Here is a 12944-nt window from a genome sequence, read left to right as displayed (position 1 = left end):
GGGCCGTGCACGACAAAGTGCACGGCCCGTTTCTAATCCGTCCACAGTTCCGCGCACGGCAGGGGTGGCAGCCGGTCGGTTCGGAACCCGTCGATGGTCACTTCTATCCGGTGTGGACGCAAATGCGCCGCCAGCCGTTCGGCAATTGCGCGCTCGGTGCGGTAATCCAAGATCATTCCGCCGGGAAAGCGCAGCCGCACATGCACTTCCTCGGTTTCGGGCAGGGCCGTCATCTCGAGGGGGCCCGATGCGCCGCTGGTTGACCTTTCATTGACCGCGAGTTCCGGATACCCTCGCGTTCGAGGCGTGCGGTGATGGATTGCACCGTCGCCCCGTCGGCAGTGGAGGAATACTTGGTGGCCGCAAGGGCGCACGCCGCGAACCACATTGCCGCGCCGCCGATTCCGGCTCCGAGTAGGAAGAAGAGAAGTTCGCCGGGCATGACCACCTCTTGTCGTCCGTTTGGTTCGACGGGTCCTCTTCAAACGTTAAACACAGAAAAATTGCGGTGCAATAAGAAAAATCCATGTTCCATACTGTGCGCCGTAAGCTCGCCCGGTCTGGAATCCTTGTCGGCAGATCCCGTCTGGACAGAAAGGGCGGAAGGAGAAGGGCATGGTAGACATCGGCGAAACAAGCGGGCGGTGACGGCCGGGAAAGCCGATCAGGCAGAAGGAGTTTGACCCGGTGGCCGAAAGTACCCTTGGGGCACGGGTAGCGGAGTTGCGCCGGAGGCGGGGGCTATCGCAGAAAGAGTTGGGAGCGGCCATACGTCGCTCGGAGAGTTGGGTTTCGCAGGTCGAGCGAGACGTCCTGCCTGTTGAGCGACTGTCCGTTCTGCAAAGACTGGCGGATGTGCTCGGCGTGGCGGTACGCGACCTGAGACCCGAGGCGGCCGAACCCATGGCCGCCGATCGCGGTGACGGGCAGCGGCCCGGCTCGGCGGTTTTCGAACAACTGCGGCTGCTGCTGACCGGACATCCCGCACTGGACCAGCTATTCGGAGACGACGCCGATCGCGAGTCGGCCAAACTCTCGGAGCTGGAAGAACGAGTGGACCTGGCCTGGCAACTGGCCAATGAATCCCGACTGGTCGAGGTGGGCAGCAGTCTGCTGGAACTGATTCCGGACCTCGAGCACGCCGCGCGGGCGACCACCGCGCAGCGATCCGAAGTGTTGACCCTGCTCTCGCGCGCCTACCAGGTGGCCGCGACCGCGTTCACCCGGCAGGAAGAAGTCGACGCGGCCTGGGTCGCGGCCGACCGCGCGCTGTCCGCGGCCGAGGAATCCGGTGACGCGCTCAGCGTGGTGGCCGGAACCTATCGCATGGCACAGGCCTTCCTGCGCCTGCAGCGACTCGAGCAGGCCGAGCAGGCGGCACGGGTGTCGGTGGCGGCGCTCACCGCGCAGGTGGCCTCGGAGTCACCGCGGCCGGAAGTGTTGTCACTCTACGGATCTCTGCAGCTCATGCTGGCGGTGATCGCGGCGACGGACGGCAATCGCACGGCGGCGCGCACCGGGTTGGCGGCGGCTCGCGCCGCGGCCGACCGATTGGGCGAGGGCCGCAACGATTTCGACACCGAGTTCGGGCCGACCGGCGTCGCCGTGCACGCGGTGGCGGTGGCGGTCGAATTGGGCGATGCCGGTGAGGCACTCGATACCGCGCGCACCGTCGACGCCTCGATCCTCTCGCCGGAGCGGCAGGCCCGCTTCCTGGTCGACGTCGCCCGCGCGCACGCGCAGCGGCGACAGGCGGCCGAGGCGTTGGACGCGCTGCTCACCGCCGAGCGACTAACCCCCGAACTGGTGCACACCGACCATCGCGCCCGCGAGGTGGTGCGAGATCTGCTGCAGTTCGCCGGTCGTCGACCGGCCGACGAACTGCGGGAGCTAGCGGGCCGCGCCGTGATCACACCCTGAGTGGGGTCGCGGTCCGTCAGTGAATACCCGGTGTGCGCGGGTCGGGTCCGACGCATGCCACGAGTACGCACCCCGGTGGCGCGTCGCTGAAGGGTGCGCGCAGGGGGAGATTCAGGCAGGAGAGCAGATCGCAGCCCGGATACGCGTCCGCGCCGACACCGAACACGGCGAGCGTGATGTCGGGATCGAAATAGCCGCGATAGTCGACCGACAGCGGAGCCTCCACATAGGGCCCCGGATCCGGAATCACGTTGTCGTCCAACGCCGCCAGCAACCGCCGGAAGAACTCGTGCGGCGGCTCGTCCCCGTATTGCAGGATGCCGCTCGGTCCCTGCGAGCTGTGGACGCCGAAGACTCCGGTCCACACCACCATGAGATCCAGACTGGGCACGATGTAGACGTGCTGGAGCCCCAGGCCGGACATGGAATACATGTCGTCGGGCAGGAATTCGGGATTCTCCGCGCAACCCGGACCGGTCCAGAACAGGTAGCCGTAGCAGTGGTTGGTGGCCGAGGGCGTGGTGGCGCGCGTCAGGTAGGCGGGCGAAACAATGGTGCGGCCGTTCCAGTTTCCGTGCTCGGCGACCAGCATACCGAGCCGGGCCAGATCATCGGGCGGGATGAACAGATGCGCGTAGCCGTAGGTGTGGCCGGACCGGTCCCGCGCCCAGTAGTAATCGGTGCGCGCAATCCCCAGGGGGTCGAACAGCTCTCGCTGCGCGAACTGCTGGAGCGGTTCGCCCACCGCCAATTCGACGACATACGACAGCAGATCCACATTGCGCTGGCTGTATTGAAAGGTGGTGCCCGGCGGATCGTCGAACGGCACACCCAGCGCCTGCACCGCGCTGAACGGGTCGATGGGCACGATGCCGGTGATCCCCTCGGTCACCGCGCCCACGCGGAGCCCGGAGGACTCCTGGAGCAGATTCGCCACGGTGATCGCGCGATGATCCGGTGCGCCGATGCCCGGCGGCAGATAGCGGTCCAGGGGTGCGTCGATATCGAGTTTGCCCTGGTCCCAGGCGATTCCGGCCAGCAGCGAGACAATGCTCTTGGTGACGCTCCAGACATTCCACGGCACGCCACCGGTTTCGGCATTGAGCGGGCCCGATCCGATCAGGCAGTTGTGCCGGAATACCTGGACATTCAATCGGTTTCGGGAGGCCGCGAAGTCGAGCGCCGAGGCGAGCCCGGCCGGGTCCACGCCGGTATCCTCCGGCGCGGCCCGCTGGAATTCCCGTCCGGTCGGTGCCGCGCAATGCGCGGAAGGCGGTGCCGCCGCCGCGACACCGCCTCCGGTGATCATGCTGCCCGCCGCCAGTACCGCCGCGAATCCGGCGGCCAACCCCCTGCGCTTGCGCACCATGGTTTCGAGGGTAGGGCCAGCCCCCGGGTTTCCCAGGGAAGTAGACGCCGACGCCCAACAAGCGCCTCTCGGCGAGTGGTCGCTCGTAGCGACAAAGGGTGCGGCCCGGGGCTGTTCCGACGCCGGCAGGTCTGGTCAACCGGTGGTCGCGCGGATCTATTCCCCCGGTCGGAGCGGCCCGGACTGTATACACCTTTGTTTACTCACCACCCTGCTCGCTTTTCTTGACTAGTTCCAGAAAACTCGGCAGGCTCGGTCACATGACCAAGGCGACCACCACCAATTCCGGCGCCCCTGTGCCCAGCGACAACGAGTCGCTCACCGCGGGTACCCAGGGCCCGATCCTGCTCCACGACCACTACCTGATCGAGAAGCTCGCGCAGTTCAACCGCGAGCGGGTGCCGGAGCGTGTGGTGCACGCCAAGGGCGCGGGTGCGTTCGGCGAACTCGTGGTCACCGGCGATGTGAGCCGCTACACCAAGGCCGCGGTGTTCCAGCCGGGCACCCGCACCGAATCGCTGGTGCGCTTCTCCACCGTCGCCGGTGAGCAGGGCTCCCCCGACACCTGGCGCGACCCGCGCGGTTTCGCGGTGAAGTTCTACACCACCGAGGGCAACCTCGACATCGTCGGCAACAACACCCCGGTGTTCTTCATCAAGGACCCGATCAAGTTCCCCGACTTCATCCACTCGCAGAAGCGCCTGCCGGGCAGCGGTCTTCGCGACGCCAACATGCAGTGGGACTTCTGGACCCTGCGTCCGGAGACCGCCCACCAGGTCACCTGGCTCATGGGCGACCGCGGCATCCCGGCCACCCTGCGCCACATGGACGGATTCGGCTCGCACACCTACCAGTGGATCAACGCCGCGGGTGAGCGCTTCTGGGTGAAGTACCACTTCAAGACCGACCAGGGCATCAAGAACCTGACCCAGGCCGAGGCCGACGAGATCGCCGGTAAGGACGCCGACTACCACCGTCGCGACCTGTACGAGGCCATCGAGCGCGGCGACTTCCCGAGCTGGACCCTCAAGGTGCAGATCATGCCGGTCGCCGAGGCGGACAACTACCGCTTCAACCCGTTCGACCTGACCAAGGTCTGGTCGCAGCAGGACTACCCGCTCATCGAGGTCGGCCGCTGGACCCTGAACCGCAACCCCGCGAACTACTTCGTGGACATCGAGCAGGCCGCCTTCGAGCCCTCGAACACCGTTCCCGGCGTTGCCTTCTCGCCCGACAAGATGCTGCTGGGCCGCGTGTTCGCCTACGCCGACGCGCACCGCTACCGCATCGGCGCCAACTACGCGCAGCTGCCGCCGAACCGGCCCAAGGCCGCCCAGGTGAACTCGTACTCCCAGGACGGCGCGATGCGGTTCTCGCACAACGCCTCCAGCGTTCCGGTGTACGCGCCCAACTCCTTCGGCGGCGCGCACGCCGACCCGGAGCGCGCCATCGACGACGGCGCGTGGGCCTTCGATCCGACGTTCGTGCGGGCCGGATACATTCAGCACCGCGAGGACAACGACTTCGTGCAGGCCGGCACCCTGGTCCGCGAGGTCATGGACGACGCCCAGCGTGACCGCTTGGTCTCCAACGTGGTCGGCCACATCCTCGGCGGCGTCCGCGAGCCGATCCTGAGCCGCGTGTTCGACTACTGGAAGAGCATCGATGCCGATCTCGGCAAGCGCATCGAGGTGGGCGTTCGCGAGCAGCTGGGCAACTAGCCCGGCCGCGTGAGCCGAATTCCGAAAGGCCCGTACCGCATCCCGCGGTGCGGGCCTTTTCGGTGCTCGTAAGGTGGATAGTCGCGCTACCCGTCAGGAGGAGGTTCGATGCGAATCGGTGAGCTGAGCAAGGCCAGCGGTGTGTCCACCCCGTCGATCAAGTACTACCTGCGGGAGGGTCTGCTGCCGAAAGGCGAAGCGACCGGCCAGAATCAGGCGCAGTACGGGGACGAGCACCTGCGGCGGCTGCGCCTGATTCGCGCGCTCATCGATGTGGGCGGGCTGTCCATCGCCGCGGCCCGCGATGTCATCACCGCGCTGGACAGCCCGGACCTGGGCACCCACAAGATCCTCGGCGTCGCCCAGCACACCGCCGCGCGCAGCATCGCGTTCTGTGATGAGCAGTCGAAACAGGATGCGCTCGCGGAGGTGCGGGCCATGCTCGACCGCCTGGGCTGGCGGGTCGGTCGCGACAATCCGGCCGTGCACGCCGCCGCCGAGGTGATCGGCGCGCTGCGCCAACTCGGTCACGACGAGATCGCCGAGCGCCTCGACGATTACGCTCGCGCGCTCGAGCCCGTGGCGGAACTGGACATGTCCGTGCTGTCCGCGCACACCGACATCGACGGCATGGCCGAGACCGTCGTGGTCGGAAACGTGCTCGGCGACGAGCTGATCGCCGCGCTGCGGCATCTCGCCCAGACCGACCGCTCGGCCGAATTCTTCAGTGCCGAGCCAGATTTCAGTGCCGAGCCAGAATCGAATCGGTGAGCCGAGCGGCGACGCCGTCGTCGAGTGGCGCGTGGCCCAGGATGAAGCGGTACCAGAACACGCCGTAGAACTCGTCGACCATGAGATTCAGGTCGGCGTCGGCGGCGATTTCGCCGCGCTCCCGACCGCGGGCCAGGACCGCGTGGATGGCGTCCCGCCGCCGCGCGGTGAAGGTCCGCAGCAGATCGGCGAGATGCGGATCGTGTGCCGACTCGCGCACCAGGGTGCGCAGCGCGGGCGCGGTGAGCGGATCCTGCGCGCTGCGAAAGGTCGCCTCGACGATGGTCAGCAGATCGGTGCGCACCGACCCGCTGTCCGGCGTCGGCACCTGCAGTGCCGATCGCTCGGTGAGCGTGTCGAGCAGCACCGCGCCCTTGGACGGCCACCACCGGTAGACCGTCTGCTTCCCGACCCCGGCCGCGCGCGCGATGGCGTCCACGGTGACCGACGCGCCCTCGGATTCGCCGAGCAAGCGCAGTGCCGCGTCCAGGATGGCCTGTCGCGTCGCCTCGTTGCGACGCCGCCCGGTGTGGGGTCGCTCGTGATGCACATCACTCCTTTGTCGAGACTAAAAGTCTCGTCAACCGTGTTGTCGAGACTGTCAGTTCCGTAAGAATAGACGGACAGCGACAGAGAGGTTTTCGACAATGACCACAACACCGCGCGTCGTCGTCATGGGTGGCAGCTCCGGCATCGGCGAGGCCACCGCCGCCGCCTTCGCCGGCGACGGCGCCGAGGTCGTCATCACCGGCCGCAGCCGCGACAAGCTGGACGCGGCCATCGCTCGAATCGGCGGCAAGACCACGGGTTTCGCGCTCGACGCCACCAGCCAGGCCGATATCGACGCCTTCTTCGCCCAGTCCGGGACCATCGACCACCTGGTCATCTCGGTCAGCGGCTCGGCGGGCAGCGGACCGTTCGCCGAGCTCGACCTGGATCAACTGGCCGCGGGCTTCGACGGCAAGTTCTGGCCGCAGGTGCGCATCCTGAAAGCCGCACTCGGCCACCTGAATCGGGAGGGCTCGGTCACCTTGGTCACCGCGGGCTCGTCCCGCTCGGCCTTCCCGGGCACCGCGGGCCTGGCCGCCATCAATGGCGCGCTCGACGCCATGGTCCCGCCGCTGGCGGTGGAACTGGCCCCGCTGCGCGTCAATGCCGTCTCCCCGGGCGTCATCGACACCCCGTGGTGGGATCGGGTTCCCGAGGAGCAGCGCCGCACCCTCTTCGACGGCCTGGTCGCCACCACCCCGGTGGGTCGCGTCGGTCGCCCGGAGGACATCGCCCGCGCCATCCACATGCTGGCCACCAATGGCTTCATCACCGGCGTGGTGCTGGACGCCAATGGCGGCACCAGCCTGGCGACGGGGCGCTGACCAGGCAGTAGTTTGGGCGGCATGCACGAAAGCTCCGCCGTCCCAGTGGAATCCACCGCGCCGCGCCGGGCCACCTGGTTCGAGTGTTTCAGCGATCTGGTGTTCGCCGCGGCGGTCGGTCAGATCACCCACCGGGTCGGGTCCCATCCGGATGTCGGCTCGGTGGCCGCGGCGGCCGGACTGTTCGTGCCGCTGTGGTGGGCGTGGGTGCTCTACGCGGTGCACGCCAATCGGGCCGATCGGGACACCGCGGCGCACCGGGTGCTGACCAGCTGCGGTCTGGCCGGAATCGTCGGCATGGCGGTCTTCGCGGGCGCGGTGGGCCAAAGTCGCGCCGTGGACGCGGGATTCGTGATCGCCTACCTCGGCGCGCGGGCGGGCGTCGCGGCGCTGTACGGCTGGGACTCCCGCAGCAATCCGACCCTGCGTCCCGTATTCCGGTCGTTCACAACGGGTTCGGCCGCGAGCGCCGTCGTCTGGCTCGGCGGTCTGGCCTTCGAATCCCCGGTCTTGCGCTACACCGCGTGGGCCATTGCCATGGCCATGGAGTTGGCGCTCCCGCTGGTGGTGAACCGCCGCCTCGCACGGGTCGAGCAGGAGACCGACCACCTGCGAGAACGGTTCGGGCTGTTCACCATTGTGATCCTCGGCGAATCCGTGCTGGGCTTCACCAACGGCCTGGCGACCGCGCGAACCGCGGGCTGGGCGGCGGTGACCGCGGCGGCGGCCTTCGCGCTCACCGTGGGCCTGTGGTGGTCATACTTCAACGGCAGCGGCATCCGTCCGGGCTCACACACCGAGCTGGCGCGGACCGGAAAACTCTTGCACGTCTTCACCTTCGGGCACCTACCCATGTTGCTCGCGTTGGCTTCGACGGGCGCGTCGATGGGTATGGCGGTGACCGGAGGCGGCTCGCATCTCAACGCCACCGCCGCGGATTGCATCGTCGGTGGCGTAATCGTCTATCTGGTCTCGGTATCCCTGGTCCGGGCCGCCTTCACCGGGCTTCGCGAGAGCGTGGTGGTGATTCGGCTGGTCACCGCGGTATTGGCGGCGGCGCTGCTGCCGATCGCGACGCACGTCCCGGTGGCCGGGTTGCTCACGGTGCTGGCCGCGCTGGTCATCGGCTCGGTGATCGTGGAGACTCCGGCCCAGCGCCGGAGACTGGCCCAGCTGGGCTGAATCGAGGTCTGCCGCAGGCTATTTCCCGGTACCACCGATGCGTCGCGGCTCCAGCCCGTCCACGATGAGCCGGAGCTCGTCCTCGAAGAAATCTTCCCGCGACTGCGTGGGGTCGAGGCTCCGGTACACGTCATAGCGCCTGGCGATGTGCGGATAGGGCTGTGTCGCCTGCTCGGCCGTCGCCATGAACTGGGCGAACCACTCCTTCTCGTCCATGCCACTGCGGGCGATGGTGGTGAGCATGGCGGTTTCGCCGCTGGTGGCACCAAGGACGTAGGACCAGAACACGTTTGCGCCGCGATCCGCCGCCCGGTCGTCGAAGCCCGCCGCTGCGAGCAGCCCGAGCAGGGCGTTCGAGATGCGCAGGAGATTGGGCCCGAGGTAGGCCAATCCGGCTCCGGTCATGGCGATACTGATCCACGGGTGCGACAGGATGGCCGCGCGCACCGCGCTGCCCAGTCGGACCATCTCGTCGCGCCAGTTCTCCGGCGCGTCGGAGTCGGGTGTCCGGACGTCGCGGAATGCCTCATCGATGGCCAGCTCGAGGATCTCGTCCTTGTTGGTGACGTGCGTGTACAGCGAGGTGGCACCGGCATTGAGGCGGGTGCCGAGCTTGCGCATGCTGAGCGCGTCGTAACCCTCGGTGTCGAGCAGGGCGAGCGCCTCGGCCACGATCTGTTCCCGGCTCAGCGCGGGCTGTTCCCGCCGTGGCCTTTCCGGGCGGGTCCACACCGATGAGAACTCTTGCGTCTTGGCCGCCATGGCTCTTCCTCCTTCGTCCGTGGAACAGCATAACCCCAGCTAGAACACTGTGCGTTCAGCAGTACACTGTTCTCTATTGCGAACACTGTACGGAGACCGTACAGTGTTCGACAACGCCGCACAGTGTGCGGCCGAGCTTCTCGAAGGGGAACCGAAATGACTACGAAAGACCTGGCCGAGGCGTCGACATCGCCTGCGGCCGAGCGCAACCCGAAGCGCTGGCTGATTCTCGTCGTACTCTGCCTGTCCACGCTGGTGCTGGTGATCGACAACATGGTCCTCACCGTCGCCCTGCCGCAGATCGCGATCGACCTGCACGCCGGGTCCCAGGCCCTGCAGTGGGTGATCGACTCCTACATCCTGGTCTTCGCGGGCCTGCTGCTCACCACCGGCAGCCTGTCCGATCGCTTCGGCCGTCGCTTGGTCATGGTGCTCGGCCTGGTGCTCTTCGGCGCGGCTTCACTGATCGCCGCCTACGCGACCAGCGCGGGCATGCTGATCTCGGGTCGCGTGATCATGGGCATCGGCGGCGCGCTCATCATGCCGAGCACGCTGTCGATTCTGATCAATGTGTTCGACGAGCAGGAGCGGCCCAAGGCGATCGCGGCCTGGACCGGTGTGTCGGTGTTGGGCATGGTCGGCGGTCCCGTGCTGGGCGGTGTGCTGCTCAACCACTTCTGGTGGGGCTCGGTGTTCCTGCTGAACGTGCCGATCGCGGCCCTGGCCGTGGCCGCCGCCTTCGCCCTGATGCCGGAGTCCAAGGGGCCGGCCCGCCCGATCGATCTGCCCGGTATGGCACTGTCGATCGTCGGGATGGTTTCGCTGGTGTGGTCCATCATCGAGTTCCCGAGCAAGGGGCTCGACGGCACCTGGCCGACCATGATCCTGGCTGCGGTTGTGCTGGTGGCCTTCGTGATTCGGGAACTGAAGGCCGAGCACCCGATGGTTCCGCTGCACCTGTTCCGCAACCGTGTCTTCACCGGTTCCAGCTTCTCGCTGGTGCTGGCCACCTTCGCCAATGCCGGCCTGACCCTGGTGCTGACCCAGTACCTGCAGTTCGTGCTCGGCTACTCGCCCATCAAGACCGCGCTGGCCTTCACCCCGTTCGCGCTGACCGCCCTGGTGTTCAACGGTATGGGTGCCGGTCTGGTGCAGAAGCTGGGCGTGCGTCCGGTCGCCCTGGTCGGAATGCTCGTGCTGGCCGGTGGTTTCGGCGCGCTGGCCGCACTGACCGCCGACTCCGGCTTCTGGCTGCCCGCCGCGGCGATGTCGCTGGTCGGTGCGGGTGCGGGTCTGGCGATGCCGGCCGCCATCGGTGCGCTGATGGGTGCGATTCCGCCGGAGCAGGCCGGTGTCGGTTCGGCGCTGAACGACACCATCCAGCAGACCGGTGGCGCACTGGGTGTCGCGGTGCTCGGTGCGGTGCTGGCCGGCACCTACACCGACCGCATGCCGGCTTCGGCTCCGGCCGCGGCCCGCGAGGGCATCGCCGGCGCCTTCGCGAGCGGCCGGAGCGAGCTGATCGGCTCTGCCCGTGACGCTTTCACCCACGCCATGTCGAACACCTTCATGGCCGGTGGCGCGGCCGTGCTGGCGGCCACGGTGGTTGCCTTCTTCCTGATGAAGGGCGCGAAGGCGGCGGCCGGCGAGGCGATGCCCACCGAACCCGAGCTGGTCGAGGTCGGATAACCGATCAGCCGAGCAGCTGTTCGATTCGCGCGGTACAGAACCCGGTGATGTTCATCTCGGGCGGCAACTGCACCCGATGCGTCATACGCAGCAACGGAATCGACAACAACGCCGCCGAGAAGATCTCCTGATACTCGAGATTGCGCACCGCCGAGGCGGTGCGCTTCTCGTAGTAGGCGATCGTCTCCTCCCGCGAGGGCGTGCCGGGCAGCGGGGGATGGCCCTCGTACTCGCTACACGCCCAATCCAGGAACAGCATCCAGGCCAGATCCGACTCGGGCGCACCGAGATGCGCGATCTCCCAGTCGAGCACCCCGCGCACCTGGAAGTCCGTGTCGTACAGGATGTTCGACATACGAGCGTCACCCCAGCACAGACATACCCGTTCCGGCTCGTACAGATTCTCCCGCAGGTACGCCACGGCCCGCCGATAGACGTCCGGCGGATTCCCCTCGCAGGCCCAGTCCAACGCGGCCGCCAGATAATTCACCCCCTGCTCGATGACACCCGCGCCGAATCGCGGAAAGGCGAGAAAATCCAATCGCAGGGCCCGCCAGTCCAATTGGCCGACATCGGCGATGGTGTCCACGCACCCCCACCACATGCGCGCCCGCTGCTCCGGCGTGGCCTCGAAGTAGTTTCCGGCCGTGTGATACGACGGATAGTCGCTCGGCGCTTGCCCTTCCAGCCGATTCATGACGAAATACGGACTGCCGAGCGGATTGTCGCCGCGTTCGAGCCAGGCGACCGTCGGCACCGGCAGCGGCGTCTCGGCCAGCCGTTGCATGACCAACACCTGTCGCAGCAGGTCATAGTCCGGAAACAACGACAGATCCGGCGGCCGTCGCAGCACCAGCGGCACCGATCCGTAGTCGTCCTCGACCTCGAAAAGATAGGTCTCGGTGGCGAACCCGCGCTCGGTCCGGACCAGATTCCGCACCCGCCCGTCACCTGATCCCGGAAGGTGCTGGCGCACCGCTGGTTCCAGTGCCGTCGCCAGGTGCTCGACGGGAATTCGGCTGTAACTCACTGTCAGTACCCCGCGTACCCGTACCGCGCGTTGCGGCCCATGAACACCATCTCGACCAGCCCGTACCCGACCTTGCCGTCGGTCTCGATCCGGCAGAAGGTCTCACTGAGCATGCTGACCTGCTTCAGATCCGCGGTGTCGGTGAGGTCGGCGGTGAAGCCGTCGCTCCAGTCCGGACCCTTCCACAGGCCCGAGGCATAACCCCGGTAGTGGTCGTATCCCGCTATCCCGGGCCAGAAGTCGGAGACCGGCGTAATGGTGAACTCGCGCTCCCGCCCATCGGCGGACCGCACGGTAAAGCTGCCTCCACTCACGATCCGAAACTCGTCGCGGAAGGTCAGCGCGTGATCGGTGGTGAGGATCGGGACCGGCGGCCGACCCGAGTCGATGGGCCCGAGCACGGTGCCTTCGAAATGCCACCGCTGCCCGTCGGCCGTCTCGCGCTGCGCGAAATGCACCAGCTCATCCTCGAATTGGAAGATGCCCATGTAGTACAGGACGCCGTCCGGGATCTCGCTCGGCTGTAGACCCTCACCCTCGCCGAGGCTGCCGCCACCCCCGCCGTGCCGGGTCCCCCACGAGTGATCGCGGCCGAACCACCAAGTCTCCGGGTCGATTTCGAAGCGTTTGCCCTCGACTTCGAGCCAGCCGGTAATGCGCCCGTTCTGGTAGTAGCGCCGGGCATCCTCGCGGACCCGCCCGCGGCTGCGGAAGAACGCGGGTTCCTGTTCGTAGGCGGGGAACTGCCCTTCGAACTCCAACTCCAGCCGTACGCCTTGCTCATTGTCGCCGAGGGTGGCACGCACCTTGCGCAGCGGTTCGACGACCTCGTACCGGTACGGCCCGACGGTCCAATCCGCGATGCCGTCGTAGCGCCCGCCGATCTCGCGCGAGAGCCGGACCACGTGCGCGGTCTTCCCGCCGATGGTGACCATGGCGTAGGCGTCGAGCACATTGCGATTGGGGTAGCGCGCCATGCCGGTCATGACGCTGACCTCGCCGGTGGTGTCGAAGCCGTAGAGCACGACGCGTTCGGTCCAGCGCAGATCGCTCTGCTGCACATGGTCGAAGGTGGTGGGGAGTTGGTGGGCGAGCAGCTCGTCCTGCGGCGTCAGCATGAAGGTGCC

General features: G+C 67.3%; 12 protein-coding genes. 6 read left to right on the top strand and 6 right to left on the bottom strand.

Annotated elements, in window-relative coordinates; translation table 11 throughout:
• Nucleotides 1-32: 32 nt before the first annotated feature.
• A complete protein-coding gene (locus VMT65_RS21455; RefSeq protein ID WP_326310088.1) occupies nt 33-233 on the bottom strand; it encodes a hypothetical protein in 201 nt (66 codons plus the stop codon).
• A gap of 454 nt (nt 234-687) precedes the next feature.
• Between VMT65_RS21455 and VMT65_RS21450 the strand changes: the two genes are divergently transcribed.
• Nucleotides 688-1920, top strand: a complete 1233-nt coding sequence (locus tag VMT65_RS21450; protein ID WP_326310087.1) for a helix-turn-helix domain-containing protein — start codon at nt 688-690, stop codon at nt 1918-1920.
• Nucleotides 1921-1936: 16 nt separating this feature from the next.
• Here VMT65_RS21450 and VMT65_RS21445 read toward each other — a convergent pair whose 3' ends face one another.
• The gene (locus VMT65_RS21445) at nt 1937-3289 is read right to left on the bottom strand and encodes a serine hydrolase domain-containing protein (protein WP_326310086.1); all 1353 of its coding nucleotides are present in this window, start codon (nt 3287-3289) and stop codon (nt 1937-1939) included.
• A 260-nt stretch (nt 3290-3549) separates the two neighbouring features.
• On the opposite strand from VMT65_RS21445, the gene VMT65_RS21440 reads away from it, so the two are divergent.
• The gene (locus VMT65_RS21440; RefSeq protein WP_326310085.1) at nt 3550-5010 is read left to right on the top strand and encodes a catalase; all 1461 of its coding nucleotides are present in this window, start codon (nt 3550-3552) and stop codon (nt 5008-5010) included.
• Nucleotides 5011-5118: 108 nt separating this feature from the next.
• Nucleotides 5119-5781 (top strand): MerR family transcriptional regulator, encoded by a 663-nt coding sequence (locus VMT65_RS21435; protein WP_326310084.1) that lies wholly within the window; start codon nt 5119-5121, stop codon nt 5779-5781.
• On the opposite strand, the gene VMT65_RS21430 is transcribed toward VMT65_RS21435, so the two are convergent.
• Entirely contained in the window at nt 5753-6331 is a 579-nt protein-coding gene (locus VMT65_RS21430) for a TetR/AcrR family transcriptional regulator (protein ID WP_326310083.1), read from the bottom strand. The two genes, VMT65_RS21435 and VMT65_RS21430, sit on opposite strands and share 29 nt — an antisense overlap.
• A 97-nt stretch (nt 6332-6428) precedes the next feature.
• Here VMT65_RS21430 and VMT65_RS21425 point away from each other — a divergent pair, with 97 nt between their 5' ends.
• Nucleotides 6429-7154: an SDR family oxidoreductase gene (locus VMT65_RS21425; protein WP_326310082.1), complete on the top strand. Its 726-nt coding sequence runs from the start codon at nt 6429-6431 to the stop codon at nt 7152-7154.
• Between the two features lie 21 nt (nt 7155-7175).
• Nucleotides 7176-8336, top strand: a complete 1161-nt coding sequence (locus VMT65_RS21420) for a low temperature requirement protein A (RefSeq protein WP_326310081.1) — start codon at nt 7176-7178, stop codon at nt 8334-8336.
• 18 nt (nt 8337-8354) lie between these two features.
• Here VMT65_RS21420 and VMT65_RS21415 read toward each other — a convergent pair whose 3' ends face one another.
• Nucleotides 8355-9098 (bottom strand): TetR/AcrR family transcriptional regulator, encoded by a 744-nt coding sequence (locus VMT65_RS21415; protein WP_326310080.1) that lies wholly within the window; start codon nt 9096-9098, stop codon nt 8355-8357.
• Between the two features lie 156 nt (nt 9099-9254).
• Here VMT65_RS21415 and VMT65_RS21410 point away from each other — a divergent pair, with 156 nt between their 5' ends.
• Nucleotides 9255-10787 (top strand): MFS transporter, encoded by a 1533-nt coding sequence (locus VMT65_RS21410; RefSeq protein WP_326310079.1) that lies wholly within the window; start codon nt 9255-9257, stop codon nt 10785-10787.
• A gap of 4 nt (nt 10788-10791) precedes the next feature.
• Here VMT65_RS21410 and VMT65_RS21405 read toward each other — a convergent pair whose 3' ends face one another.
• Both VMT65_RS21405 and VMT65_RS21400 read right to left on the bottom strand, forming a co-directional pair.
• On the bottom strand, nt 10792-11817 hold the full coding sequence (locus VMT65_RS21405) for a phosphotransferase family protein (RefSeq protein ID WP_326310078.1): 1026 nt from the start codon (nt 11815-11817) through the stop codon (nt 10792-10794).
• Nucleotides 11818-11819: 2 nt separating this feature from the next.
• The gene (locus VMT65_RS21400) at nt 11820-12935 is read right to left on the bottom strand and encodes a hypothetical protein (RefSeq protein WP_326310077.1); all 1116 of its coding nucleotides are present in this window, start codon (nt 12933-12935) and stop codon (nt 11820-11822) included.
• Nucleotides 12936-12944 lie beyond the last annotated feature (9 nt).

Origin of the sequence: Nocardia sp. CDC153 (assembly GCF_035818515.1) — a bacterium.
Lineage (GTDB): Bacteria > Actinomycetota > Actinomycetes > Mycobacteriales > Mycobacteriaceae > Nocardia.
Note: the sequence above shows the minus strand (reverse complement) of the source record. Positions and strands in the feature narration are given on the sequence as shown.

Coding starts and splice junctions, on each gene's coding strand:
- VMT65_RS21455 (WP_326310088.1), bottom strand. CDS start 233: ATGACGGCCCTGCCCGAAACCGAGGAAGTGCATGTGCGGCTGCGCTTT.
- VMT65_RS21445 (WP_326310086.1), bottom strand. CDS start 3,289: ATGGTGCGCAAGCGCAGGGGGTTGGCCGCCGGATTCGCGGCGGTACTG.
- VMT65_RS21440 (WP_326310085.1), top strand. CDS start 3,550: ATGACCAAGGCGACCACCACCAATTCCGGCGCCCCTGTGCCCAGCGAC.
- VMT65_RS21435 (WP_326310084.1), top strand. CDS start 5,119: ATGCGAATCGGTGAGCTGAGCAAGGCCAGCGGTGTGTCCACCCCGTCG.
- VMT65_RS21425 (WP_326310082.1), top strand. CDS start 6,429: ATGACCACAACACCGCGCGTCGTCGTCATGGGTGGCAGCTCCGGCATC.
- VMT65_RS21420 (WP_326310081.1), top strand. CDS start 7,176: ATGCACGAAAGCTCCGCCGTCCCAGTGGAATCCACCGCGCCGCGCCGG.
- VMT65_RS21415 (WP_326310080.1), bottom strand. CDS start 9,098: ATGGCGGCCAAGACGCAAGAGTTCTCATCGGTGTGGACCCGCCCGGAA.
- VMT65_RS21410 (WP_326310079.1), top strand. CDS start 9,255: ATGACTACGAAAGACCTGGCCGAGGCGTCGACATCGCCTGCGGCCGAG.
- VMT65_RS21400 (WP_326310077.1), bottom strand. CDS start 12,935: ATGCTGACGCCGCAGGACGAGCTGCTCGCCCACCAACTCCCCACCACC.